Origin of the sequence: Vibrio sp. 10N.247.310.98, assembly GCF_041467395.1 — a bacterium.
Taxonomy (GTDB): domain Bacteria; phylum Pseudomonadota; class Gammaproteobacteria; order Enterobacterales; family Vibrionaceae; genus Vibrio; species Vibrio crassostreae_C.
Window position 1 is genome coordinate 1 of the sequence record NZ_JBFSUL010000075.1, and the last position, 23,578, is coordinate 23,578.

25 protein-coding genes are annotated in these 23,578 nt (G+C 45.0%); 6 read left to right on the forward strand and 19 right to left on the reverse strand.

What is annotated here, in order from left to right; translation table 11 throughout:
- Nucleotides 1-195: 195 nt before the first annotated feature.
- Entirely contained in the window at nt 196-690 is a 495-nt protein-coding gene (locus tag AB6E78_RS20720; RefSeq protein ID WP_017058875.1) for a DUF2780 domain-containing protein, read from the reverse strand.
- 134 nt (nt 691-824) lie between these two features.
- Complete coding sequence (locus AB6E78_RS20725; protein ID WP_008220519.1) at nt 825-1,445, reverse strand: FKBP-type peptidyl-prolyl cis-trans isomerase; 621 nt, start codon at nt 1,443-1,445, stop codon at nt 825-827.
- 213 nt (nt 1,446-1,658) lie between these two features.
- On the opposite strand from AB6E78_RS20725, the gene AB6E78_RS20730 reads away from it, so the two are divergent.
- A complete protein-coding gene (locus AB6E78_RS20730; protein WP_017068022.1) occupies nt 1,659-2,243 on the forward strand; it encodes a LysM-like peptidoglycan-binding domain-containing protein in 585 nt (194 codons plus the stop codon).
- A gap of 59 nt (nt 2,244-2,302) precedes the next feature.
- Here AB6E78_RS20730 and AB6E78_RS20735 read toward each other — a convergent pair whose 3' ends face one another.
- The 10 genes from AB6E78_RS20735 to AB6E78_RS20780 form a co-directional block, all read right to left on the reverse strand.
- Complete coding sequence (locus AB6E78_RS20735; protein WP_372134143.1) at nt 2,303-3,151, reverse strand: DMT family transporter; 849 nt, start codon at nt 3,149-3,151, stop codon at nt 2,303-2,305.
- Nucleotides 3,151-3,603, reverse strand: coding sequence for a GNAT family N-acetyltransferase (locus tag AB6E78_RS20740; RefSeq protein WP_050647064.1), 453 nt, complete (start codon nt 3,601-3,603; stop codon nt 3,151-3,153). Before AB6E78_RS20740 ends, AB6E78_RS20735 begins: the two co-directional genes overlap by 1 nt.
- Nucleotides 3,604-3,660: 57 nt before the next feature.
- Nucleotides 3,661-4,227: a Crp/Fnr family transcriptional regulator gene (locus AB6E78_RS20745; RefSeq protein ID WP_017067547.1), complete on the reverse strand. Its 567-nt coding sequence runs from the start codon at nt 4,225-4,227 to the stop codon at nt 3,661-3,663.
- Nucleotides 4,228-4,298: 71 nt separating this feature from the next.
- Entirely contained in the window at nt 4,299-6,053 is a 1,755-nt protein-coding gene (locus AB6E78_RS20750; RefSeq protein WP_372134142.1) for a lysophospholipid acyltransferase family protein, read from the reverse strand.
- A 12-nt stretch (nt 6,054-6,065) separates the two neighbouring features.
- The gene (locus AB6E78_RS20755) at nt 6,066-6,503 is read right to left on the reverse strand and encodes a YHS domain-containing (seleno)protein (RefSeq protein WP_102333018.1); all 438 of its coding nucleotides are present in this window, start codon (nt 6,501-6,503) and stop codon (nt 6,066-6,068) included.
- A gap of 12 nt (nt 6,504-6,515) precedes the next feature.
- Nucleotides 6,516-7,265 (reverse strand): NRDE family protein, encoded by a 750-nt coding sequence (locus tag AB6E78_RS20760; protein WP_017058882.1) that lies wholly within the window; start codon nt 7,263-7,265, stop codon nt 6,516-6,518.
- A gap of 2 nt (nt 7,266-7,267) precedes the next feature.
- On the reverse strand, nt 7,268-7,810 hold the full coding sequence (locus AB6E78_RS20765) for a hypothetical protein (RefSeq protein ID WP_032545608.1): 543 nt from the start codon (nt 7,808-7,810) through the stop codon (nt 7,268-7,270).
- 19 nt (nt 7,811-7,829) lie between these two features.
- On the reverse strand, nt 7,830-8,963 hold the full coding sequence (locus AB6E78_RS20770; RefSeq protein WP_102427909.1) for an ATP-grasp domain-containing protein: 1,134 nt from the start codon (nt 8,961-8,963) through the stop codon (nt 7,830-7,832).
- Nucleotides 8,960-9,547 carry a DedA family protein gene (locus tag AB6E78_RS20775; protein WP_372134141.1) on the reverse strand — a complete coding sequence of 196 codons (588 nt, stop codon included), beginning with the start codon at nt 9,545-9,547 and terminating at the stop codon, nt 8,960-8,962. The genes AB6E78_RS20770 and AB6E78_RS20775 overlap by 4 nt, the downstream gene beginning before the upstream one ends.
- A gap of 285 nt (nt 9,548-9,832) precedes the next feature.
- Complete coding sequence (locus AB6E78_RS20780) at nt 9,833-11,809, reverse strand: bifunctional 2',3'-cyclic-nucleotide 2'-phosphodiesterase/3'-nucleotidase (RefSeq protein ID WP_372134140.1); 1,977 nt, start codon at nt 11,807-11,809, stop codon at nt 9,833-9,835.
- Nucleotides 11,810-12,223: 414 nt separating this feature from the next.
- On the opposite strand from AB6E78_RS20780, the gene cysD reads away from it, so the two are divergent.
- From cysD to cysC, 4 genes are all read left to right on the forward strand, one after another.
- Complete coding sequence (cysD, locus tag AB6E78_RS20785; protein WP_226088532.1) at nt 12,224-13,168, forward strand: sulfate adenylyltransferase subunit CysD; 945 nt, start codon at nt 12,224-12,226, stop codon at nt 13,166-13,168.
- A gap of 18 nt (nt 13,169-13,186) precedes the next feature.
- Complete coding sequence (gene cysN, locus AB6E78_RS20790; RefSeq protein ID WP_048662155.1) at nt 13,187-14,617, forward strand: sulfate adenylyltransferase subunit CysN; 1,431 nt, start codon at nt 13,187-13,189, stop codon at nt 14,615-14,617.
- A 65-nt stretch (nt 14,618-14,682) separates the two neighbouring features.
- Entirely contained in the window at nt 14,683-16,407 is a 1,725-nt protein-coding gene (locus tag AB6E78_RS20795; protein WP_017067554.1) for an SLC13 family permease, read from the forward strand.
- A gap of 24 nt (nt 16,408-16,431) precedes the next feature.
- Nucleotides 16,432-17,052 (forward strand): adenylyl-sulfate kinase, encoded by a 621-nt coding sequence (gene cysC, locus AB6E78_RS20800; RefSeq protein WP_017069396.1) that lies wholly within the window; start codon nt 16,432-16,434, stop codon nt 17,050-17,052.
- A gap of 163 nt (nt 17,053-17,215) precedes the next feature.
- Here the strand turns inward: cysC and AB6E78_RS20805 are convergent, their stop codons facing one another.
- The 7 genes from AB6E78_RS20805 to AB6E78_RS20835 form a co-directional block, all read right to left on the reverse strand.
- Complete coding sequence (locus tag AB6E78_RS20805; RefSeq protein ID WP_017069397.1) at nt 17,216-18,124, reverse strand: TIGR03899 family protein; 909 nt, start codon at nt 18,122-18,124, stop codon at nt 17,216-17,218.
- 514 nt (nt 18,125-18,638) lie between these two features.
- Complete coding sequence (locus AB6E78_RS20810; RefSeq protein ID WP_017058892.1) at nt 18,639-19,154, reverse strand: DUF3299 domain-containing protein; 516 nt, start codon at nt 19,152-19,154, stop codon at nt 18,639-18,641.
- Between the two features lie 14 nt (nt 19,155-19,168).
- Nucleotides 19,169-20,428: an ABC transporter permease gene (locus tag AB6E78_RS20815; RefSeq protein WP_017058893.1), complete on the reverse strand. Its 1,260-nt coding sequence runs from the start codon at nt 20,426-20,428 to the stop codon at nt 19,169-19,171.
- Nucleotides 20,425-21,141 carry an ABC transporter ATP-binding protein gene (locus AB6E78_RS20820; protein WP_372134139.1) on the reverse strand — a complete coding sequence of 239 codons (717 nt, stop codon included), beginning with the start codon at nt 21,139-21,141 and terminating at the stop codon, nt 20,425-20,427. The genes AB6E78_RS20815 and AB6E78_RS20820 overlap by 4 nt, the downstream gene beginning before the upstream one ends.
- Nucleotides 21,142-21,282: 141 nt before the next feature.
- Entirely contained in the window at nt 21,283-22,032 is a 750-nt protein-coding gene (locus AB6E78_RS20825) for a DUF2796 domain-containing protein (protein ID WP_372111196.1), read from the reverse strand.
- Nucleotides 22,033-22,072: 40 nt separating this feature from the next.
- Nucleotides 22,073-22,363 (reverse strand): DUF2607 family protein, encoded by a 291-nt coding sequence (locus tag AB6E78_RS20830; RefSeq protein WP_017063722.1) that lies wholly within the window; start codon nt 22,361-22,363, stop codon nt 22,073-22,075.
- A 91-nt stretch (nt 22,364-22,454) separates the two neighbouring features.
- The gene (locus tag AB6E78_RS20835; RefSeq protein ID WP_017058897.1) at nt 22,455-23,006 is read right to left on the reverse strand and encodes a YtfJ family protein; all 552 of its coding nucleotides are present in this window, start codon (nt 23,004-23,006) and stop codon (nt 22,455-22,457) included.
- 253 nt (nt 23,007-23,259) lie between these two features.
- Here AB6E78_RS20835 and AB6E78_RS20840 point away from each other — a divergent pair, with 253 nt between their 5' ends.
- Nucleotides 23,260-23,460 (forward strand): DUF1107 family protein, encoded by a 201-nt coding sequence (locus AB6E78_RS20840; RefSeq protein ID WP_017058898.1) that lies wholly within the window; start codon nt 23,260-23,262, stop codon nt 23,458-23,460.
- Nucleotides 23,461-23,578 lie beyond the last annotated feature (118 nt).

The window sequence follows — 23,578 nt, forward strand, 5'->3', positions numbered from 1 at the left end:
CTCGTATCTCGTATCTCGTATCTCGTATCTCGTATCTCGTATCTCGTATCTCGTACCTCGTATCTCGTACCTCGTATCTCGTACCTCGTATCTCGTATCTCGTATCTCGTATCTCAAATATCTTTTCTTCCACGCACAAAAAAGAGCACCGAAGTGCCCTTATTAGATTTTAAGCTAGCTATTAATAACTAACGATTATTGCCATATAGCTGAAAGTGAATCCATCAGGCCGCTCGTTGCACCTTGTGACTGCAGTGCTTGAAGAATGATGGGTGCAAATGTTGTAACCATTGATGGATCCATACCTAATCCAGAAAACGCACTTTCAACGGCACCTTGTGAGCTTAGTAGCGATGATAGCCCCGTAGACTCAAGGCTCGACATGCCTGGAATAAGTGTCGCGAGTTCTTTGTTGTCGGCTGTGCCAAGAGAGTTTTGTGCAAGGGCTAACATTGAACCAATACCGCCAACTGCTTGGTCGCTGGTAACAGAAGCTTGGTCAGCTACCGTATCCACAAGCGGTGTTGTTTCGTTCTGCTGAGACCACATATTCACTGCAGCCATCAGTGCAGTTTGGGATAGTTGGGAATAGTTGGTATCTGATGATGAACTGGTTTGTTCAGAGTCGCTAGTGCTAGCGCAAGAGACAACAGCAAGGCTGCTTAAAACTGTGATGAGTACTTTCTTCATTATTCGTCCTTAAGTAATAAAGTAATTTACTCTTTCACTATAAACGAAAAACGGCGATGTAGTCACATCGCCGTTGGATTATTTCAATTTTATTTACCTATAGTATTTTGTTTTACTAAAGGTTTTTATAAAAATCAAAGAATTGCTAGAAGTTCTACTTCAAATACTAGAGCAGCAAATGGTGGGATTGCAGCACCTGCGCCACGCTCACCGTATGCTAGATCTTGAGGGATGTATAGCTTCCACTTAGAGCCAACAGGCATCATTTGTAGAGCTTGTACCCAACCTTGAATTACGCCAGTTACTGGGAATTCAGCAGGTTGACCGCGAGATACAGAGCTGTCGAAAACAGTACCGTCAGTTAGTTCGCCGTGGTAGTGAACACGTACTTGCTTGTCTGCAGTTGGGATTTCGCCAGTACCTTCAGTTAGTACTTCGTACTGAAGACCAGACTCAAGAACCGTTACTTCTGAACGAAGAGCGTTGTCAGCTAGGAAAGCTTCGCCGTCAGCAGCAGCAGCTTTAGCTAGTTCTTGACGTGCAGCTTCACCACGAGTGTGTAGCTCTTGTAGTGCGTTGTTGATTTCGTCAACTTCGATAGCTGGCATGTCGCCAACTAGAGCTGTTGCGATACCAGCAGCGATTGCGTCAACGTTTAGGCCTTCAAGACCAGAACCAGCAAGTTGTTGGCCCATTTGTAGACCGATACCGTAGCTAGCTTTTTGCTCTACAGTTTCAAATTTTACTTCAGACATGAAAAGTCACTCTTTTTGTCAGTACGAAAAGGGTAAGAATACCAGTATTAGCAGCGTGAAGAAACGGCTAGTCCCTGATCACTTGCGCTTTACCGTGCCCAAATCACAGCCATGTCAATTTTCTCGCTTTGGGCCTTGTTGTGACGGAAAGATCTATACTGTTGGTACTTTGGTTTTTATACTGTAGTTATTCAATGTATAGGACGCAGTGGTATGAATCGTCGTCAAAAGAAAAAACAGAAAGTTGACCACTTAGCAGAATTCAAGGATCGACTGAATCAGGTCAAAGAGAAATTGAGTTCGATCGATGTGAAGAAAATGAAAACCTCGACAGCGCAAACTTGGGGTTCATTGCCGAAGTTACACCAAAGACTGTTGATGGTGATTTCTCCGATCGTGCTGATATTACTTTTTGTGCCGCTACCAGAACCTAAAGTAGACACAGCTCCAACAACATCGCGCGTTGAGCTTGAAATAAACACCGTCGGCTTAAGCGAACAGCAAAATGCCAAGAACAGCTCATTAGAACCGAGTAACAAAAATTGGCAGGAGTACCTTGTTAAGCAAGGGGATACGTTAGCGCAGGTTTTTCGAAACAACGATTTGCCATTGTCTGACTTGAATGCGTTAGTGCGAATTGAAGGTGCAGATAAGCCGCTCAGTCAGATTCGTAAAGGCCAGCTGGTTCGTTTCAAACTTGCTGAAACTGGGCAGTTGGACATTCTTCAGCTAGAGAAAGGCGACACTTCGGTGATGTTCTTCCGCTTATCCGATGGTGGCTTTGGTCGCAGTAAGTAGATGAATAGTGAGCCTGAGTTAAAGCGCTTCACCAGACACAGATAAACGATAGAAAAGAGCTAAGCATTAGCTCTTTTTTTTGGTCGCTTGAAAGGGGCGAGTGGCAAGATGATAAGCATGATTCCGATAAAGGTTAATATATCCGGAATCTCATCGAACCATATTGCACCTATTAGCGCGACAAACACCAATCCTGAATACTCAGCCAAGGCAATTTGGCTAGAGTGTGCTTTTTGATAGGCAGCAACTGCAAGGCCGTTGTAACTTAAGATTAGCGTCGCACTCAGGGCTATGTATCCCAAATGCTCCACAGACACTGGCTGCCAGTATAAGAAGCACAGTACTAATGAGGCTGGAATAGAGAATAAGGTTGTCCACCACAGCGTAGTGACCACCGTTTGCTCACTAGGAAGCTTTCTTACGAGTACATTAAATAGTGCTAGGGTGAGTGCTGTCCCCAAAGCAAACAGTGCCGCCCAATGAAATTGTGATGGCCTCAAGACAATCAATGCACCAATAAAACCTATGGTTGTGCCGATCACCTTGCCGAGTGCCGGTTGCTCTTTCAATAGCAACATTGAGAGCGGCAACATCAGTAAAGGCGCGACATAAAATACTGCGTTGGCGGTTGCCAAAGACAAGTGAGTGATCGCGACCACCATGCACCCACTGCCGATCAGAATTAACTGACCTCGAATGAAGGTTACCTTAGCCTGCTGTAAGCGCCGTTGTTCTTTTTTCTGCTGTAGCCACAAAGGGGTGATGATGAGCAGAGATATCAACTGTCGGAAAAAAATATACTGTAAGGGCGGTACTTCGCCATTTAACAGCTTTACCGCTACGTCGGAAAGCGAGGCAAACAAGTTACCTGCAACCAAAAATAGAATACCGGCAGTGATATTCGTCATTATTTTTCTAATCTCATGTCTATATGAGGAATGTCATCTTCGAGGTACATATCCGAGATGGTGTTGAAGCCGTGGCTCGCATAGAAGTTTTCTAGGTGTTGCTGCGCGCCAATATCAATGGCCGTATTTGGCCAAAGAGCCTCGCAGCGTGTTAATGCTTCTTTTATTAATTGATGCCCCAAGCCATCACCTCTTGCTGATTGCTTGGTTGCGACTCGACCGATGCTGGTGTTGTCGTAAGAGGTACCTGGTGGTAATAAACGTGCACACGCTACCAACTCTTCATCAGCATAGCCAAGCAGGTGCTCAACACCCGCGAGTGTATCTTTACCGTCCAGCTCTGGATAAGGACAAGTCTGCTCGACCACAAATACATCGACTCTTAATTTAAGTAGTTGATAAAGCTGTTGTGTTGAGAGTTCAGAAAAAGGAATTGAGTGCCAAGTGATCATGTTTACATCCAGAGATTATCGATGCTCTGAATGTACTATGCGCGATGATTGTTGGCATTAACTATTGTTAATTCGACCTTTAATTCTGCTCAGGCTGATTGCGGTTATTCCTAGGTAGGCTGCAATTTGATTGTCGTTCAAGCGCTGCTCAAGGTCGGGATAGTGCTCGCAGAACAGCTGATAGCGTTGCTCTGGTGTATAGAGCAGCATGAAGCGTTCTTTGTTTTCCTTATGCATCAGTTGTGTTTCTAACAGCTTTAAATACAAAGGATTATTTGATGCACGCCACTCGATAACCGCATTCATTGGCAGCTCTAACATGGTGATGGGTGTCAGCGTTTCTAATAGGTAAGGAGAGGCTTGGTTCTTTATCAGACTCTCAAAGCCGATGATCCAATCTTGTTCCCAATAGAACTCTTTGCTGTATTGCTTACCATCATCAGTGAGGTAGCAGGCATGGCACAAGCCTTCAAGTACAAAGTAGATTGAACTCGCCATCTCACCTTGATTGATCAAGATGTGTCTGGTTGGCAGCTCAAGTGGCTTGGCGACAGCGAGTAGAGATTCAATCTGGCTTTCAGAGAAGTCGAAGCTTTGCAGTTGTTCGATAAAAGAGGTGTGCATGAAAATAACCTATCCCAAATAAGTGCCGAAATCATCGCACTTATTTGGAGAGAGGTACAGAGCAGGATAAATCAGAGGCGTGCGTGTTGCTCTAGGTAATCTTGAGCAAGTTCTCTGCCCATGTATTTACCTAAGGTCTTCAATGGAACCTTCTTAAGGTTCACCACAATCAAGCCATCCAAGGCATCATTAAACGATGGGTCGACATTAAAACACACCAGTTTACCGTTCATCCCTAGATATTGGCGCAGCAGTACCGGCAGGCCTTTACCTTGCTCCATGCGTGCTAACACTTTAGAGAGCAGAGGCACACTCGCCAGTGAAGAGAGCAGGTGATTTTGCCAGAACACATGACTGCTGGTATTGAGTGGTGACGAAGGTGAAACCAAATTCGCCTTTTCCTCATCATAATGGTGGATTGATAACGTGGTCGCGATCAACAGACGTGCATTGTGGCTGTAATCATTGCTGATACTGACTGGGCCGAACAGATGGGTATATTGAGGGTGACGAGACACAAAGGTCGCAATGCCTTTCCACAATAGTAACAGTGAGTTCAGGCTCTTTTGGTAAGGTTTACTTACTACCGATCGCCCAAGCTCAATGCTGTTTTCTAGAGTATCAATGAATTCTTGGTTGTAGTTAAACAGGCTACGAGAGTAGAGCTGATCAAGCCCGTGCTCAGCGATGAGTTTGTCGACCATACCGAGTCGATACGCGCCAACCAGTTCTGCCTTGGTTTTATTCCACACAAACAGTTGATGGTAGTAAAGGTCATACTCATCTAAATCACAGGCCAGCCCGCTGCCTTCTCCGACTTCTCTAAAGCTTTCTTCTCTTACTCGACCAATCTCGCGCATTAAGTTAGGAATGGATTGGCTTGGTGTGCAGTAGACCTCAAAGTTCCCTTGCTCAAGTAACTTCATATCTTCCGGAAGAGAATCGACCTCTATTGCCAACACTTCTGGCGGAATAGGCGCAATCACTTGGGTATCAAAAGAAGGTGCGTGGATGGGCGTGCTCGGGCTGTCTTGTTGACTCATTAGATAGGTATTAAGTCGTAGGTAGTTGACGATATCCACCTCTTTTTCAAACGATTTTATCTCTGAATATGGAATCGATGAGCCAATCGAGATAGAGATAGTTGTCGCTTGTTTATTAAGAAGTTCACGCCCGAGTAGAGCGGTTCTCAACAGTGGATGAACACTACCCGCTTGATAGAAAAGCTCACTGTTCTTGCCATTGATAAAGATAGGTACCGTGGTGGCTTGGTGACGTTTGACGAATTTCGCTACCGACTTGCTCCACTCTATGTCTGTCAGTGTTTTTGCCCCTTTACGGTAGCTTGATACTTCACCTGCTGGGAATACAATCAATAGTCCACCATCAGCCAAATGACGATTGGCATCTCGAATCGCTTTGGCATTGGTGCGTTTCGATTCTTTACTGTTAAAGACATCGACACCGATGAAAAGATCATCCAGTTCAGGCAGGCGCTTAAGTAACTCATTGGCCAGCACCTTCACATCCTTTCTTACTGATCCTACGAGATCGGCAAGGATCACGCCTTCGATGGCGCCAAGCGGGTGGTTCGCCACAATCACGACAGGCCCTTCTTCCGGGATGTTTTCCGTGCTTCCCGATGCAACCGAGTAGTCGATATTGAGCGCCGACAGAGTGTAATTCATGAATTCGAAGCTAGATAACTCGTTTTTACGATCTTGGTAGAGTCGGTCTAGCTTAGATAGCCCAGTTGCCCATTCGACAACAGACTCACCTAAACCAAAAGGCGTGTAACGTGGTAAACGAAAAGGACTATCAATCATAATGAAATTACCTTACTTAATCAGTTGCGGCCAAACTTTATCGGCTTGTTGAATATGCTGTGCTTGGTCTTGTTCCCAGCGCTGCTTAATCTCTTGGTCGTAGTTGAGGTAAAGCTTGTTATCAACAATCGTCCATTGATGTGGGTCACTCGGTGCAAAGTCGCTCTTCGCTGATACTGCCCAAGCGCAATAGCCACCATATTGAGGGGCATATTTTTCAGGATTATTAACAAATAAAGTCAGATTCTTTTCAGAAGAGAAATACCAATCCGCCCCTTTGTACTCAGTGCTGAATTTTTTACTGCCTTCAATGGGCTTACCGGAAGTGAAATATGCGACGGTATCGTAGCCATCGAGCGCCTTACTGCTAAAGAAACCAGTGTAGATTTCATCGGCGGCAAATACGTACGGGCTAACAAGTAGCAGAACCATGGTGAATAGTTTTCTCATGATGGACTCCATCTATAGATTGATTGCGGGTGATAAATCAAAGGTAAAGCGCTGCTGATTTATCTGACATGGTTTAATGGGTTCGCATGGTGAGCCGGGTGCATAAAACATAGAGGCTTGACCATGCAGGTTACGTAAGTGTGTAAAGCTCACGGTATGTGCGTCTTCGCGATGCATACAGGTCGCTAAATGAGGTTGCTCATTGTGATGGTGAGAGTGGAACATCAGTAAGTTCTGTTGATTCTTACCTGCCGCCATGAGCTGATCATATTTTGCTTGTCGGTAGGCTTGCACTCGCTCTAAATCAACACCGGATGAGAAGAGTGGAGAATCAGTGTCGACTATTTTCTGTTGAATACCATCCCACATGTAGGCGATAACCAGACCATTGTGTTGGGTTAGATTGGGCGCGAAAGCTAGCAAGGTAAATGGGGCAAAAGAGTGTAGGTCTAGCTTGTGAAACGCTTCAGATAGCTGACTGATATTACGACTCGATGATAGGTTTTTAAGTAGCAAACCGCGGCTTACTAAAGGACCAACGGGCACTGTGCCTTGATAGTTATTGAGTAGGCATAGCGAAAGCCCGAACTCATTAATACTTATCCAGCTACCGCCGCCAGTTGGGTCGAGTGGCATAATGATATCGACACCGTTGACTCGATATTGTCTGGGTGGCATTGCCAGTGCTCGCGTCTTTTGTTCATCACGATTAAAAAAGACCTGATAACCATTCTCTTCAAGCAGCCAAGATACTGAACACATGATTATTGCTCCCTCAGATAGCTGTTGGTGGTTGGGGCATAACCAAAGGTGTTGCAGGTCTCGACGTCTAGGAAGGTGGTGATCACCTTGATCATCGCGTAATGATGATTGGCATGCAGTGCGGCAAAGGTGACCTCTCTTTCGAGCGTTGAAGGCAGGCTTGCGAACACTTGAGCATCCATCGAAACCTCGGTTTGGATCATGATAGGCGCTTCGAGATCTCGACGGTCTAATCGTTCAAGCCAGTTGATCACATAGTGGATCTCTTTGACTGCAATAGAGCGGTCGTATTCGACAGGATGACCACGACGACGAGTGTTGTAATCAACGGCCTCATCCTCTTTTAAAATCAAGGCGTGAAAAAGATCCAGTGTGTGACGAGTATGTTCACCGATAGAGCTTGTAACGTGTGGCTTTGCTCGTGTCAGGTAATCGCTGTCAGAAATCGCTAACAAAAACTCTAGACCCTGATTCAATATCTCTACCGCTCCCTTGATACTAGGAGAGAAAGAAGTAAGGGCGCTCGGTTGGGCTATGGGGTTCATTCATGATCCTCGTGCAAAGTTAGTCGGTAGTCGGATATTGTTGAACAAGACGTCGCTCTTCTTGCCACGCCGCAAATAAGCTCTTGAAAGAAGGGGATTGGTGGCCTCGTTGTTTTTGCTGAGCGCCAATATCAAAAAGAATGCGATATTGCAGGAGTAGCGTAGAAAATATCTCTCGTAATGGGGTGTTGCGATCCCAGATATGTCCAGCCTCACTGCTTGCGCCATTGACCTCAAGAATCGTGAAATCCTCACCGTTCATTAGGCTGTACATGTCTTTAAACTTGACGTCGAGTCGACCAAAGTGAAAGCCATCGAAGTCGTCGAATATCTCGTCTAAGCGTTCTGTTAGAGCCTGAGTGATGTATTGATTACCGTCTCGGAAGATACAGCCACGGCTATGGCTGCCTGCAAACGCGAGTTGGAACTCTTCACCCTCTGCGAGCACTTGATCCAATTTATCTTCATGCCTTGGTAGATACAGGTGGCTGAGTTGCCCAGCGCGCGGGCTGTTTTCAATTAACTGCTTGAGTGTCGACTTGCCATCACCCATCACCATTGGCGCATATTTGAGTGTGATCGAGATGATCTCACCTTGCTTTTTATTTGGGTAACGAACGTAGAAAACACCCGCTTCGGCTTGATAAGGCGCCTTTTTCTGCAATAGAAAGCGAGCATTATTTGGGAAAGATTCAACATATTGCTCAAGTTGATCTTGGTTGTTGATCAGCTTAACGCCAACACCTCGACAGCCAAGATCCGGCTTTGCCACGATAGGGAAATCAAGATCCGTTTGTATGAGTGCGCTGCGTGCGTCTTCGGCTTGTTTTTTACTGCCGAGATCCGTTTTGGTTAGGGTTATAAACGGTGAGATCCAACGCTGACTTGAAGATCCGGCAAGGCTCAATATCTCATGTTTTGATTCGCCTACCATGCCGCTTAACTTAATGCTTGGATTGGCGATGAGCGGCAGCGCCCAGTCAAAGTGCCGTAACCCTTGCATCAGGCTTTGAATGACCACTGGCGTGTAGAAGAACCAAGTCGGAAGAAACTCATAAGGAGAGACACTTCGCACGGTATCTTTTTCAAGCAGAGGCATACCTGCATTAATTTGATGTGCGGGAATGATGCGAATATCTTGCGGTGAACTCATGATAGCCCTCTAGAGTAGGTTTTATTCATTAATCGATTGCCGATAAACAGCAAAACGATGGCACACGGGATGATGATCCATTGATATTCAGAGGCTTGCAGCCAGGCTGATGTCCCTAAATAGTAGATGGCAGAGAAGACAATGCCAGTCCAGAGCGCAGTTGCGCCGATGACGGCAAATAAGAAAGTAGGCAGTGGGATGGCGAAAAAGCCACTTAAGGTAAACCCGACGGTGCGAAGCCCTGGAATAAAGCGGATAACAAAAAGGCTGCTGAATGCGTTCTGACGTAATTTGGTACGAAGCGAACGAAAGTACTTATTCGTGAGGGCTTTATATCGAACACCTCGGAAATAACGTCCTGACTTCCCTAAGTAATAAAGACCGAGATCACCCGTGGCAATACCGATGAAAATAGCAAGCAGCGCATATTGAGGAAGTATTAGACCTTGAGTCGCGATACCTGCCGCCGTAACAATCGCAAGATCTTCAAGCAGGTAAGAAAGCGCGATGATGCCAAGCATCAGCCATAGCAGCGACTCCTCTCCTGAATGTAACCATGCTTGAATGCTCTCGACGGTGCTCATCAAATGTCCTTATCTATCCTATAGATGAATGGCTTAACCACCATTCATTGAGTGTAGTAAATTAAATAGACAGGAGGAGCTCAGAAAAACTTACAGCGAATTGCTGATTTTTTACGTTGATTTGATTCAATAGATGATTTGAGGTGTGCGATTTAGATGAAGAATGAGCAGGTGTTTAAGGTTCGAAAGTTAAGGCTTTAGACTGTGAATTTAGATAAGAAAAGAAAAAGGCTGAGTTGTTAAACTCAGCCTTTTAAAAGGTTACCTATTGATTACTAGAGTAATCTATTTAGTTAGGTCAATTTGGTAAACGCCGAAACCAACATCGTCAGTCGCTACACGTTTCATCGGGTATTGACCCTTCTCTTTAATGAACTCTGCTGCTTTGTCGCTTGGAGATGTTTCAAAGCGGATATCTAGCTTGTTATCCGTTTTGATTGGCGCAAATGACCAATTGTTATCCGCGCTTGGGCTCACTTGACCTTGCTCTTTGCTTACGCGAGAGATGTAGTTTGCAAGAACAGTACGGTTCTCATCTGGTGCATCAAATGCGATGAAGTCTTCACCTGTGCCTGGGAACTTAGCGCTGTATGCACGGTAGTTGTTGGTGGCGATCAGGAAGTCTTGCTTCATGTCGATTGGCTTACCTTGGTAAGTTAGGCCAACAATACGCTGTGAGTCAGGGTTAACCACTTTACAGTTTGCGTCGTATTTCGCAGGTTGAGTTACGTCGATTTGGTAATCAACACCATCGATAACATCGAAGTTGTAAGTGCGGAAATTATCCCACTCGATCAACTGTTGTGGTGCTGTTGAGTTAACATCCACTTGGTTGAACTGACCAGCAGAACACTCGAGCCACTCTTTTACTTCGTGACCTGTTACCTTCATCGCAACTAGCGTGTTCGGGTAAAGGTACAAGTCAGCTGCGTTACGGAATGTCAGTTGACCAGATTCAACCTCAGTGAAGTTCGCTGGGTCATTCTTACGGCCACCGGCCTTGAATGGTGCAGCTGCTGAAAGTACTGGCGTACCATCTAGGTCAGGGTCACCTTGGATGAACTGTTCAACGTAATCTTTCTGTGCAAGGTTAACGATTTGAACTGTTGGGTCGTCTTGTACTAGAGACAAGAAGCTGTACATCACATCGTCTGCTTTACCAATCGGTTGGTTAACAAACTCACGAGTACCAGCGTGGTCTTTTTCTAGTGCTGTTACGATGCCTTCATCAGCTGCAGCAAGAGATTTCTTCTCGATTTTGTCGTAGATAGGGCGCGCTTCTGATTGGCCTTTAACAACTTCCCACTTACCGTCTTTTTGTGCAAGTGTTAGATCCATAACACCAACGTGGCTACCCCAACGACCAGGCATTACTGCCGCAACGCCGTTCATTGTGCCAGTTTCGTTGTCGATGCCTTGAATGTCATCAAAACCTTTACCTGGGAAAACTGCGTGAGAGTGGCCGAATGCGATCGCATCGATGCCGTCTACTTCAGATAGGTAGAACGTTGAGTTCTCTTCGCCATTTTTGTATGGGTCAGTTGATACGCCTGAGTGAGGGATAGCAACGATAACCTCTGCACCTTCCGCTTTCATTTGAGGCACTAACTCGTTAGCCGTCTCAATGATATCGCGAGCGATCACTTTGCCTTCTAGATTCTTCTTATCCCACGTCATGATTTGTGGTGGAACAAAGCCGATGTAACCCACTTTTACTTCGTGCTCTACGCCAGCAGTATCTTCGAACGTGTGCGTCTTGATGATATAAGGCGTGAAGTAGTGTTCTTTGGTTTCTGCGTCGTAAACGTTAGCACTGATGTACGGGAAATCAGCGTCGTTGATAGACTCTTCTAGGAACTCAAGACCGTAGTTGAATTCGTGGTTACCTAGGTTTGCAGCGTCGTAGCTTAGTTGGTTCATTGCTTTATATGCAGGGTGAACTTCGCCAGCTTCGATGCCTTTGTCTGCCATGTAGTCACCCATTGGGCTACCTTGTAGCAAGTCACCGTTATCAACTAAAACGCTGTTGGTTACTTCGCTTTGAGCTTCTTTTACTAAAGTTGCAGTACGTGCTAAGCCGATTTTTTTCGATGGCTTGTCTTTGTAGTAGTCGTAATCCATTAGGTTGGTATGGATATCCGTCGTTTCTACGACACGTAATTTAATCACTTCATCGGTATCTGGTGTTGTTGTGCAGCCTGCTAAAGTCAAACCAAGACCCGCAAGTACAGCCAATGACAAAGGTTTCATTGCAACTTTCATTTTGTAGCTCCAAAGTGGATAGTAGAAAATTCGTTGCGTAATGTAACAAAACCGAATGAAACAATGATTACAACGAATGTTAATTCGTGACTTAGATCGATTACTTTATGGTGTTCTGCAAGACGCCTCCCAAAGCTGCTCAATCGATGCGCAACTGATATCGATAATATTAGTCCATTCATTTCACCTGCTTATCGGTAAATTCAATCCCTTATCAGCTTTTCGAATAAAAAATGAAATTTTAGAATTTCCAGTAATATGAGAGGCTCGTCATAATGCCTATATCAAGGACGTATCAGGCAGATGAATAGCAAGGATAGCTCAAAACGAAGCTTCTGTTTTCTTCTAGTGCCAATACTCCCATTCACAACAGTGGATGAGTTAAATCCCTTGCTTGGCAAGACCAAGTAATGAATTGCTCGTAACGCGAGCCTTAAAGGAAGCACTGAAATGGACCAAGAACGTTTAACCCACCTAAAACAGCTCGAAGCGGAAAGTATTCATATTATCCGTGAAGTAGCGGCTGAGTTTGATAACCCAGTGATGATGTACTCCATCGGAAAAGATTCTTCTGTGATGCTTCATTTAGCTCGCAAAGCGTTTTATCCAGGCAAGATTCCATTCCCGCTATTGCATGTAGATACGGATTGGAAATTCCGCGAGATGATTGAGTTTCGTGATCGTACGGCTAAAAAGTACGGCTTCGACCTTTTAGTACATAAGAACCCAGAAGGTATTGAGATGGGTTGTAGCCCATTTGTACATGGTTCTTCGAAGCACACTGACATCATGAAAACACAGGGCCTTAAGCAGGCGTTAAACAAGTATGGGTTCGATGCGGCTTTTGGTGGTGCGCGTCGTGATGAAGAAAAATCTCGTGCGAAAGAACGTGTTTACTCTTTCCGCGATAAGAACCATACGTGGGATCCAAAAAACCAGCGTCCAGAGCTTTGGCACACCTACAACGGTCAGGTGAATAAGGGCGAAAGCATTCGTGTCTTTCCACTATCTAACTGGACTGAGCTTGATATCTGGCAATACATCTACCTAGAGAGCATCGATATTGTTCCACTTTACCTTTCAGACAAACGCCCTGTAGTTGAGCGTGATGGCATGCTGATCATGGTTGATGATGACCGTATGGAGTTGCAAGAAGGTGAAGTGATTGAAGAGAAAAGCGTTCGTTTTCGTACTTTAGGCTGTTACCCATTAACCGGAGCGGTTGAATCTGAGGCGAATACGCTAACAGGCATTATTGAAGAGATGCTGGTGGCGACGTCTAGTGAGCGTCAAGGTCGAGCGATTGACCATGATCAGTCGGGCTCTATGGAGCTGAAAAAGCGCCAAGGTTATTTCTAAGAATCTAAGGAAAGAAAAATGAATAGTGCAGTAGAAGCCGAATTGGCTGAACTAGGGATTGAAGGTTATCTAAGTCAGCATCAGCATAAATCTATGCTTAGATTTTTAACTTGTGGCTCGGTAGATGACGGTAAAAGTACGTTAATCGGTCGCTTGCTCCATGATACAAAACAGATTTATGAAGATCAGCTAGCAGCGGTTCACTCTGATAGCCAACGAGTGGGTACCACAGGTGAGAAGCCTGATTTAGCACTGCTTGTTGATGGTCTGCAGGCTGAGCGTGAGCAAGGGATTACGATCGATGTGGCTTATCGTTACTTCTCGACTCAAAAGCGTAAATTCATTATTGCTGATACCCCTGGGCATGAGCAGTACACGCGCAACATGGCTACAGGCGCTTCAACGTGTGATCTGGCGGTGATCTTGATTGATGCTCGTAAGGGCGTACTGGATCAAACGCGTCGTCACTCGTTTATTTCTAACTTGCTTGGTTTGAAGCATTTCATCGTTGCAGTCAACAAGATGGATCTCGTGGAATATTCACAAGATCGTTTTGAAGAGATTCGCGATGAATACCTAGAGTTTGCTGAAAACCTAGAAGGCGAAACTAACATTCAGATCCTGCCAGTTTCGGCGCTTGAAGGCATCAACGTTGCTGCACCAAGTAAAGAGCTAGCATGGTTCGAAGGTCCATCTCTACTGGAAGTGTTAGAGAACGTCGATATTGATCAAAAGCGTTCTGCGGGAGAATTCCGTTTCCCTGTGCAGTATGTGAATCGTCCGAACTTAGATTTCCGTGGCTTTGCAGGCACAGTGGCCTCTGGCCGTGTAAGTGTTGGTGACGAAATCAAAGCACTGCCGTCAGGCAAAACGTCTAAGGTTGCACGTATCGTGACCTTTGATGGTGATTTGGAATCTGCACAAGCGGGCTTGGCGGTAACGCTGACCCTTGAAGATGAGATCGACATCAGCCGTGGTGATTTGATTGTGTTGGAAAACGCTCAGATTGAATCTACTAACCACGTATTGGCTGACATCGTGTGGATGACAGAGCAACCACTACAACCGGGCAAAGCTTATGACATCAAGATCGCAGGCAAGAAAACCGTCGGTCAGGTTGAAACCGTTCGTCACCAATACGACATCAACAACCTGTCGACTCACGCTGTCGATGAGTTGCCATTGAATGGTATTGGTTTGTGTGAATGGTCATTGAACGAGACTGTCGCGCTGGATAAATACCGTGAAAGTGCCGATACCGGTGGCTTCATCGTTATCGACCGACTAACCAACGTGACGGTTGGCGCGGGTTTGATTCGAGACCGTTTGGACTCTGTTGAACAGCAAGTCGGTAACTTCTCTGCATTTGAACTTGAGTTCAACGCATTGGTTCGCAAACATTTCCCTCATTGGGATGCCAAAGATCTAAGCCAACTACTGAAGTCATAAACGACCAAGTAACAGCTTATTGAATCAGGCGGAAACCGATCGTTTCCGCCATAAAGGACGGGTATATGTGGCAACAAGGATTTGTATTAGCGATTTTGCTCGGCATTATTACTTGCCTGCTCGTTACCCGTATTAAGCCAAGCTTTATCTTTGCTGGCGCGGCGTTTATTGCTTTTATGGCTGGCATGATCGACTTGTCGAGCTTGGCTAATAACTTCACTAACTCCTCGTTACTGACTTTAATTCTTCTGATCCTCGCATCAAGTGCGTTGGAGAAAACTCGCTTAATCAGCTGGGTTAGCCGCAATATCTCTGAAGGTAGGCTAGGTACCGTGGTTGCGAAGTTGGGTATTTCTACAGCGTTACTTTCTTCTTTTACTAATAACACCGCGGTGGTTGTTTCTTTGATCGGGGCGATCAAACGTAATCAACAGCACGCGCCGTCTAAGTTACTTATCCCTTTGTCATACGCTGCCATCTTAGGTGGCACCCTGACATTGATCGGCACCTCTACCAATTTGATCATCAATAGTTTTGTTGAAGATGCAGGTTTACCGAGCTTAAACTTTTTCACACCTACCTTGATCGGTTTAGCGGTTTTGGTCGGTGGGGTATTGATCCTTATTCCTCTTAGCTATTTTCTACCCAGCTACGATGATGGTTCTCAAGATGATCTGCCTTACTTTCTCGAGGCGCGAGTTGAGCCAGGTTCTCCATTAGTTGGCCGTAGCGTCAGTGAAAATAATCTTAGAGCTCTTAGAAAACTGTTCTTAGCCGAAGTGATTCGAGACGGTAAAACCACCGCGTCGATTGACCCTGATTTTATTCTTCAAGCTCGTGACCGATTGCTGTTTTGTGGTGATGTTGAGAGCGTGGCGACACTGCAAGAAATTCAAGGACTGACTCTGTTTGGTCAGCATCATTTGAATGGCCAGAGCTTTGTTGAAGTGGTGGTGAGTTCATCAGCAAGTTTTTGTAACAAAACCCTGAAAACTAGCCAGTTTAGAGATCGTTTCGATGCGGTTGTGGTTGCTATTCGTCGTGGCCATGAACGCCTAGAAGGTGGGCTAGGGAATATCACATTGACCGCTGGTGATACCTTGATTTTGGTTCCAGGTAAACGCTTTGAAGAACAGCGCCAACAACACAACAAAGAGTTTGTGTTGATGAATGACTTAGATTCGAGTGCCAAGCTTGATGCCGACAAATCGACGTTCGTGTTGCTCGGCTTTGCTAGCGTGATTGGTTTAGCCCTTATCGATGCAGTACCTATTATCAAAGGCTTAGCTGGTTTTCTACTGTTGCTGGTGGCATTTGGCGTGGTGCAACTGGGTGAGCTCCGCCGCCGTTTCCCAGTTGATATTGTGGTGATCGTGGGCTCTGCACTTTCTATTGCTCAACTGATGATTTCATCGGGTTTATCTGAGCGGATGGGGCTGATGTTTATGGAGGCGTTTAATGGCTGGGGCGTATTCGGTGCGTTAGTTGCTACCTACTTTATGACTTTGGTTTTGACAGAGCTGGTGACCAATAATGCGGCTGCAGCACTCTCATTTCCGATTGGCTACAGTATGGCAGTAGGTTATGGCGTTGACCCTATGCCGTTCATCATGGCGGTACTGTTTGGTGCCAGTGCCAGTTTTATCTCTCCATACGGCTACCAAACCAACTTACTTGTTTATAGCGTAGGTAATTACCATTTAACGGATTATCTGCGCATCGGCATTCCAATCTCGATTGTATATTCGGGCTTGGTGCTGACCCTAATTCCTTATTTTTTCCCATTTTAATGCTGTTTATTTAAAGGACTAATTATGACCGCAGTACTCAAATCCAAAGATGAGAATGTTGTGTGGCATCAACACTCGATTGATAAAACATTTCGCGCGGATCTGAAATCACAAAAGCCAGCCGTGCTCTGGTTCACGGGGTTGTCTGGTTCTGGTAAATCGACAGTCGCTGGAGCATTAGAAAATCGCTTGGCACAGCTTGGTTACCATACTTATTTATTGGATGGCGACAATGTGCGTCATGGATTATGTAGTGACCTTGGCTTCTCTGAGCAAGATCGTCGAGAGAACATCCGTCGTATTGGTGAGCTTGCTAAATTGATGGCAGATGCAGGCTTGATCGTGTTGTCAGCCTTTATTTCTCCGCATCAAGCTGAAAGGCAACTCGTGAGAGATTTATTGCCGGAAGGTGAGTTTCTTGAGGTGTTCGTCAATACGCCATTAGAGGTTTGCGAACAGCGTGATCCTAAAGGTCTGTATAAGAAAGCACGTGCCGGAGAAATCCCGAACTTCACAGGTATTAGTTCAGTGTACGAAGCGCCTCTGAACCCTGAGATTGATCTACCTGCAGGTGAGAAGACACTCGATGAATTGGTCGAACTGTGTATTGATGCGTTGGAGAAGCGAAATATCTTAGCCAACTGAGATCGTTGGTATGACTAAGGCTACTCAGCTGTTTATCTGTTTATTCACGACCGATAAATAGTGCAGCCTTAGTTTACCGAGACAAGAAACCTATCCTCTAGATTCTCTTTATTCCTCTCTATACTTCACTTTTTACACCGTCAATTTTAGCTCCGTCGAGTGTCTAGACGGTGTAATTTACGCTGCTTTTCACTTCTGTCTGTACTGTGAATTTCTGGCTCAATAGTGCAATCAGTTGATCGTAATACTGCGTGTTTGGCTTGTTACCGAGCAAGGTACAAAGCTCATTGCCTGTAGGGCTGAATCGGTAGTAAACCAGCTTCACGCCTTTTGATAATGGTGCCAGTGACATGCTCTTGCCTTGATAGGTTAGGTGCAGGGCTGGATCGAAATCAATCTCTCCGGATTCTAATTCTGTGCCCAGAATAATCCCGAGCTCTATCAAGTGGAGCAAGCTGGAGTAGGGCAGGTTGTGCCCACCAAGGTTGATGGTGTTGGTGGTGTCCCTTTTGCCAAAGTTGAATAGCCCAGCATGAGATTTAAAGCCGAGTAAGAGCTTTCTGCTGTTATCGCTACCAAAGCTACAACCCAGTGATGCTGCCCTTTGTAGGGTTAACGCTTCTTTTGGTGTCATGTCTTTTAAGATTTGCAGTGCCTTCATCGACGTCGAGCCTGGGTTGGTGACTTCTCGTTTCAGTACTTGAGCCCATAGCCTCTGCATCGATGTATTGTGGATCTCTTGTGCCATGTCGAAGAAACGGTATAACCAGTCCTGATCCGGGTCTCCAGCCGCTTCATCCTTACATGAAGAGTGCGCCAACTTTAGAATCTGTTCTAGGTTCTTTTGGCGAAGCTCTCTACGTTTTTTCTCTCGCAATAGTGCCCGTTCGATAAGCGTACTCTCAGCTTTATCCTTTGGCTTGGCACTATGACTAATTAAGGAATCGAGGCCGAAGCTTTGTGCGATGTGCAGCATTCTGCTGGCACTGTCGGCAATATGAGGCTTTTTCTCATGCTTATGCTGTGTGTCGCTAGCATGCTCAATGATCACTGGCTGTTTGGTTTTTGACATAAGAGTACCGTTAGGAGACGACTCAAAACCAATCGTAGTAAATAATTGCTCAGCCTAGCTTGTTAAAACGCTTGATAACTGAGCTACAATTTTTGATTGTAGAATAACTACTTATCAAAAAGCTCCGCCTTGTTCTCAAGGCTTTTTCCTACGCTATTTCTGAACACTTACTTATTGTGATTGGTATAACTGTCTAAAATGTAACTCTTTATCTTATTGGTGGCTAGATTTTGCGAGCATAGTTGAAGGTTTCAACAAAATTTTACTTTTGTTAATGATAATAAAATGTTAAATTTGTTGTAATTCTCAAGGAGGAGTTATGAATCAAGCCAATGATAACAAGCTGAAGAAACAGCTTAGTATAGGGTTATTACTCGCGACTTATGTCGCTGTTCTAGCTTACTTATCTAATTACATCGCGTAATTCAGAAGAAAATTATCGTTATTAAACTGTTATTGAATGATCACACTCGTTCAGTGACGGCAGCTCATCCTTGAGCCACCCTTCTAATGACTACATGTCGTCATATTCTTCAATCGCAGTACCTTCAATAAGATAACCGGTTTGCGCTAAGTCATGGCTGATTGACTCAGTTTTCAGCGTTCCGACCAAATAGATCACATCCCATAACTGCTGTATTGGTGCACCTTTCGGGAACTTCACGTAGATGATTTGGTTCGGTGGCGGCGGTGGCACGTGGATACATGCGCCAAAGTACGGTACCAGCAGAAACTCAGTGATCATATTCTCATCACCTTCCAATGGAATCACAAAGCCAGGAATCTTCACTGTGCTGCCATTCAATTCTGGGCGAACAGCACCAAGTGTCGATTGTTGAGGTTTGTCCATACTATTGTGGTCAACCATCGGCATACCAAATGAATCTAGCTGAGCGCGCTCTGATTCCGGAATCAAATCAATCCATTCAAGTGTTAATACCGATTCGTCATTCTGAGTGGTTTCAGCGTGAGCTGTACTGATAAATGGGAACAGAAGTAGCCCGAGTATCAGTAGGAATTTGCGTTGCATCGTAGGTTCCTATTTTAGATTCGAATCGTCATGCCATCAGACAATGACTGGCGGTAAGCCCTGAAAGCGGGAATAAAGCCGATAATGATTCCGGCAACTTGTACCAGCATAAGCAGTTTCCACTCATGCGGTGTGATTGCGGATATCGATATGTTGATACCATAACTTTGTTGCACAATAGGAGCAACCACTGCGATCAGCGCAAACAGCACTGCAACACCTAATGTAATGCCAAGGAAGGTTAGCGCACTGGCTTCACTGATCAGTAAACCAAACACATGACGAGGTCTTGCGCCCATCGCACGTAGGATAGCCATCTCTCGACGCCTTTCTTGCAAGCTAGTGAGTAGGCTACTGAGCATGCCCAATAAACCGGCGACAACAACAAACCCTGAAACAATCAGTAATGCTTGTTCTGCTACAGCCATCATTCCCCACAATTCGTGAAGCGCAATGCCCGGCATAATGGCGCTTAAAGGTTCTTGGCGGTAGTTATTGATTTCTCGTTGCAGTGCGAAGGTTTGGATCTTCGATTTAAGGCCAACCATCATCGCGGTAATCTGCTTCGGTTGGAAGTCACGTTGCTTTAGCGCTTCAGCATTCGGTGTGTGCCCGAGGTTGGCACCTGATTCCCAGCCAACATGAATTGCTTCGATTGCCTCTAGCGATACGTGTACGGTTTTGTCTACTGGTGTTCCTGTTGGCGCGAGTATTCCCACAATCTTGAAGGGCAGATTATCGTGACGGCTAAACGCAACATCACTGATACCGTGCGCAAGAATGATTTGATCACCTATTTTGTAATCTAGCTTCTTCGCGACGTCGGCACCAATCACTACGTCAAATAGCTGATTAAACTCTTTGCCTTGCTGAAAAGTAAGTGGTTGCTTACTTCCATAGCGATAATTCTCGAAGTAGCTATGGTTCGTGCCCATTACGCGGAAGCCTTTATGTGAATCACCCAATGAGATTGGGATCGCCCACTTTACAGCGTTGTGCTGGCTAAATTCTTCATAGCTTTTCCAGTCGATGTTGTTGGTCGCATTACCGATTCTAAATACGGAATAAAGCAGCAGGTTTACCTGACCAGAGCGGCCACCGACGATAAGGTCAGTACCTGAAATCGTATTGGCGAAGCTGCTCTTAGCTTCGGTTCTAACGCGTTCTACGCCGAGCAAGAGAATGACAGATACCGCCACCGTGAGAATGGTGAGAATAGCCGTGGCTTTACGGTTGAGTACGCTTTTTAAGGCTAAGTGAGTAATTACTTTCATACGACAACCTTAGCTTGGTTAACGGTTTTTAAATCTATGGTTCGAGTAAATAATTTTTCTAGTGTTGGATCATGGCTAACAAAGATAAGAGTAGAACCTGCCTGGTTGGCTTGTTCTAACAACAGTTCGATAAAAGCTTCTCGGTTGTCATGATCCAAAGCCGAGGTTGGCTCGTCGGCAATAATGATTTTGGGTTGGCCGATCAAAGCACGAGCGGCAGCAACACGTTGTTGTTGACCGATGCTTAACTCGGTAACGGGCTTGTCCATTAAAGCTTGAGGTAGTTTTAATCTGAGTAACAACTCTCGAGCCGTCTCTTGTAAGCTTGTCTGGCTTTCAGCGACTTGCTGTTTACGTATCTGTGAAAACTGGCAAGGAAGCGTCACGTTATCGATAACTGATAGATAAGGAAGCAGGTTAAATTGTTGGAAAATATAACCAATATGATCGGCTCTGAATTTATCTCTTTGACGAGGTGTAAGCTGAGTGAGGTCTTGATCAAGGATAGAGACTTCTCCTTGCTCAGCTTGGTTGATTCCGGTCAGTAGCCCTAACAAAGTTGATTTTCCACAACCACTTGGCCCTTTAATAAAAAGGTGCTCTTGGGCTTGGATGTGAAGAGAGGGGATCTCTAGCGTTGGTGGTAATTCAGGCTTCCAACGAAAGCTGATATTTTCGAGTTTGACCACAAGTGATGAACTGTCAGAAGACATGCTAGCTCCAATAATTAAAGCGGTGTATCTACTGGACAGTAATTTGAAACATAAATTCCCAGGAACACACCGATTTGAACAGCCAAGTAAGCGATGACTTACCTGGCTGTTTATTTTACGTTTAATCCGATCTAGGAGTGATTAGAATCGGAAACTAATACGCTCTGCGTTAAGCACTTCTTGTACTTGAGCTGTGTCTGTTAGTAGGTTCACCGTCATTTTTTCAGTGTTGCTGAACTTAGAGAACCACTGAGTGCTAACTGTGTCTAGCTTAGCAACATCTGAACATTCATAGTGGTACTCAACAGTGAACTCACCGTGGCCACCTTCTGAGTGATCGTGGCCTTCATGATCGTGGTGGTCGTGACCTTCGTGGTCATCATGATCGTGCTCAGCGTGCTCAGCGTGCTCAGCGTGCTCAGCGTGGTCATGGTCTTTGTGGTCATCATGATCGTGTTCAGCGTGGTCATGGTCTTTGTGGTCGTCATGATCGTGTTCAGCGTGATCATGGTCTTTGTGGTCGCCATGACCGTGTTCCGCATGGTCATGGCCTTCATGGTCGTCATGACCGCCTTCTAAGGTGTTTGCTACTGACTTGAACTTCAGAGTACAACTCGCATTGTTAAAACTAAACAGCTCTTCTGGCTTGTTTAATTGTGCGATAGCCTGTTCAAACACTTTCTTCTGTTCTGCAGTTTCTGGAGCATGTTCAAACCCAACCACATCAGCGCCGGGAGCTGTCACTTCAACAAGCAATTCTTGCCCATCTTGCGCGATGTTTACTTCAACTTGGCCATGTACGTGTGCATCATGAGAGCGGAATTCTTCGTTAGCTAGAACATTTGTAGAGACAGTCATGCCGATAACAACGGCTAAAAAAGTAGGTTTCATGTTTTTTCCTGAATAAAGGTTAATTAAAAAGTAGTGGTAATTAAGCGATATTTACAGGAGGTGAGCGTGCCAAATAAGCGAAATATAGCCGCTGTAGTGAAGTTACTGACTCTGTAATAGCGACAGTAAATTCCGAATGGAACTCTGGAATCTGTGGTAGTGAGTGCGCTGTGATGAACTGATTAAGCGAAAACAGCTCACAATGGTGTGAGGTGTGGTGCTCTGGTGCGATATCCACAATGTGTGTTGCGGCTAACACGCTTAACATGAGCATAAGCCCAAGCAAGAAGCCTGTTTTGCGTTTCACATTGTTGGGTGTGTTTTGCCACATCAGGATGATTAACCACAGAATTAAAAAAAGGATACTGTTATAATATAACAATATCCTTTGGTTAGGTCTCGAAAAAGACGCGAATATCTTATTAAAGGCTCGCTTTAATCAACTCAATGACTTGAGTGACTTCTGATTCGTTTAATGCACCTTCTTTTACAAACAAGATTTTACCTTGATTGTCTTGAACGATAATCGCTGAGCTTTCTTCTTTTAGAGCCCATGTTGACGCAACGGCGCCGTCTTCATCTAGGACCATAGAAGACCATGGAAATTCTTCTTTGCTGCTTTCGGCAGACGACTTAACAAAAGACCCAGTACCCCAAATCGCATCATCTTGGTTGATGATAGTGGTGGTTTGGTAGCTGTCTTCTGAGAATTTCGATGCGGTAATGGCTGCCATCAGTGGTGCGTTGAGCTCTTTAGAGCTGCTGCGGCCAGCGATAGCTTGAACGACGCGAACTTTACCTAGAAGATCATTGGTTGCCCAAGCTTGATATCCAGTATTTCCGTCGTTTAGAACAATCTCACCATAGTTACTCACATCGACGGCAGGCAGGGTAGCGCCTACTGATAGGTTGTGAGCATTGGCGAAGAGTGGAGAGGCTGCGGCTAGAAAAGCCAGTAGAGTTTTGTTTTTCATTATATTTTTGTTCCGCTTATTGGTTTGCACAGGAAGTATAATATGAAATTTGAAAAATGCCTCTTTAACTTTTTTATCGTACGACGTAGAAAGAAGTTGCAGGCTTGTTACCAAAAGGTATAATGCATCAATATCAAGATGAACAATAGATTATCTTGCTGTTTGCTAAAGGAATTAGCGATTAAATGTGCTTTGAACAGCGACGCTGTTCAGGTATGTGACTGTAGTACTCAAATGGAATTGAGGTTGTATTATGTTAAGAAAATTTTCTACTTACCGTCCACGTCAGGTGGCGCGTTTCGTTAAAGTCCTGTTCAAAGGCCAATTTGCTATTGAAGGTGTTGGAGAGTTTCGCTTCGACCAAGGCAAGGTGCTACTTCCTGAAGTTTCAGACAAACAAAAGCTCACTATTTTTAAAGAAGTTAACGGCACCATTGCAGCGTTGCCGGTGTAACTGAGCTTTATCGATTTGTCTTGCACCGAATAGATTAACAATGAAAAGGGCTTCCTGATGGAATAATGCCGATCAGTTAAAGCCAAAGCGATCGGTTGAAGGATCCTTCAGAGCTGTC

Bases quoted from the DNA above. Each gene is read 5' to 3' on its own strand.
- AB6E78_RS20720 (WP_017058875.1), bottom strand. From the start codon at position 690: ATGAAGAAAGTACTCATCACAGTTTTAAGCAGCCTTGCTGTTGTCTCT.
- AB6E78_RS20725 (WP_008220519.1), bottom strand. From the start codon at position 1,445: ATGTCTGAAGTAAAATTTGAAACTGTAGAGCAAAAAGCTAGCTACGGT.
- AB6E78_RS20730 (WP_017068022.1), top strand. From the start codon at position 1,659: ATGAATCGTCGTCAAAAGAAAAAACAGAAAGTTGACCACTTAGCAGAA.
- AB6E78_RS20735 (WP_372134143.1), bottom strand. From the start codon at position 3,151: ATGACGAATATCACTGCCGGTATTCTATTTTTGGTTGCAGGTAACTTG.
- AB6E78_RS20740 (WP_050647064.1), bottom strand. From the start codon at position 3,603: ATGATCACTTGGCACTCAATTCCTTTTTCTGAACTCTCAACACAACAG.
- AB6E78_RS20745 (WP_017067547.1), bottom strand. From the start codon at position 4,227: ATGCACACCTCTTTTATCGAACAACTGCAAAGCTTCGACTTCTCTGAA.
- AB6E78_RS20750 (WP_372134142.1), bottom strand. From the start codon at position 6,053: ATGATTGATAGTCCTTTTCGTTTACCACGTTACACGCCTTTTGGTTTA.
- AB6E78_RS20755 (WP_102333018.1), bottom strand. From the start codon at position 6,503: ATGAGAAAACTATTCACCATGGTTCTGCTACTTGTTAGCCCGTACGTA.
- AB6E78_RS20760 (WP_017058882.1), bottom strand. From the start codon at position 7,265: ATGTGTTCAGTATCTTGGCTGCTTGAAGAGAATGGTTATCAGGTCTTT.
- AB6E78_RS20765 (WP_032545608.1), bottom strand. From the start codon at position 7,810: ATGAACCCCATAGCCCAACCGAGCGCCCTTACTTCTTTCTCTCCTAGT.
- AB6E78_RS20770 (WP_102427909.1), bottom strand. From the start codon at position 8,963: ATGAGTTCACCGCAAGATATTCGCATCATTCCCGCACATCAAATTAAT.
- AB6E78_RS20775 (WP_372134141.1), bottom strand. From the start codon at position 9,547: ATGAGCACCGTCGAGAGCATTCAAGCATGGTTACATTCAGGAGAGGAG.
- AB6E78_RS20780 (WP_372134140.1), bottom strand. From the start codon at position 11,809: ATGAAAGTTGCAATGAAACCTTTGTCATTGGCTGTACTTGCGGGTCTT.
- cysN (WP_048662155.1), top strand. From the start codon at position 13,187: ATGAATAGTGCAGTAGAAGCCGAATTGGCTGAACTAGGGATTGAAGGT.
- AB6E78_RS20795 (WP_017067554.1), top strand. From the start codon at position 14,683: ATGTGGCAACAAGGATTTGTATTAGCGATTTTGCTCGGCATTATTACT.
- cysC (WP_017069396.1), top strand. From the start codon at position 16,432: ATGACCGCAGTACTCAAATCCAAAGATGAGAATGTTGTGTGGCATCAA.
- AB6E78_RS20805 (WP_017069397.1), bottom strand. From the start codon at position 18,124: ATGTCAAAAACCAAACAGCCAGTGATCATTGAGCATGCTAGCGACACA.
- AB6E78_RS20810 (WP_017058892.1), bottom strand. From the start codon at position 19,154: ATGCAACGCAAATTCCTACTGATACTCGGGCTACTTCTGTTCCCATTT.
- AB6E78_RS20815 (WP_017058893.1), bottom strand. From the start codon at position 20,428: ATGAAAGTAATTACTCACTTAGCCTTAAAAAGCGTACTCAACCGTAAA.
- AB6E78_RS20820 (WP_372134139.1), bottom strand. From the start codon at position 21,141: ATGTCTTCTGACAGTTCATCACTTGTGGTCAAACTCGAAAATATCAGC.
- AB6E78_RS20825 (WP_372111196.1), bottom strand. From the start codon at position 22,032: ATGAAACCTACTTTTTTAGCCGTTGTTATCGGCATGACTGTCTCTACA.
- AB6E78_RS20830 (WP_017063722.1), bottom strand. From the start codon at position 22,363: ATGTGGCAAAACACACCCAACAATGTGAAACGCAAAACAGGCTTCTTG.
- AB6E78_RS20835 (WP_017058897.1), bottom strand. From the start codon at position 23,006: ATGAAAAACAAAACTCTACTGGCTTTTCTAGCCGCAGCCTCTCCACTC.
- AB6E78_RS20840 (WP_017058898.1), top strand. From the start codon at position 23,260: ATGTTAAGAAAATTTTCTACTTACCGTCCACGTCAGGTGGCGCGTTTC.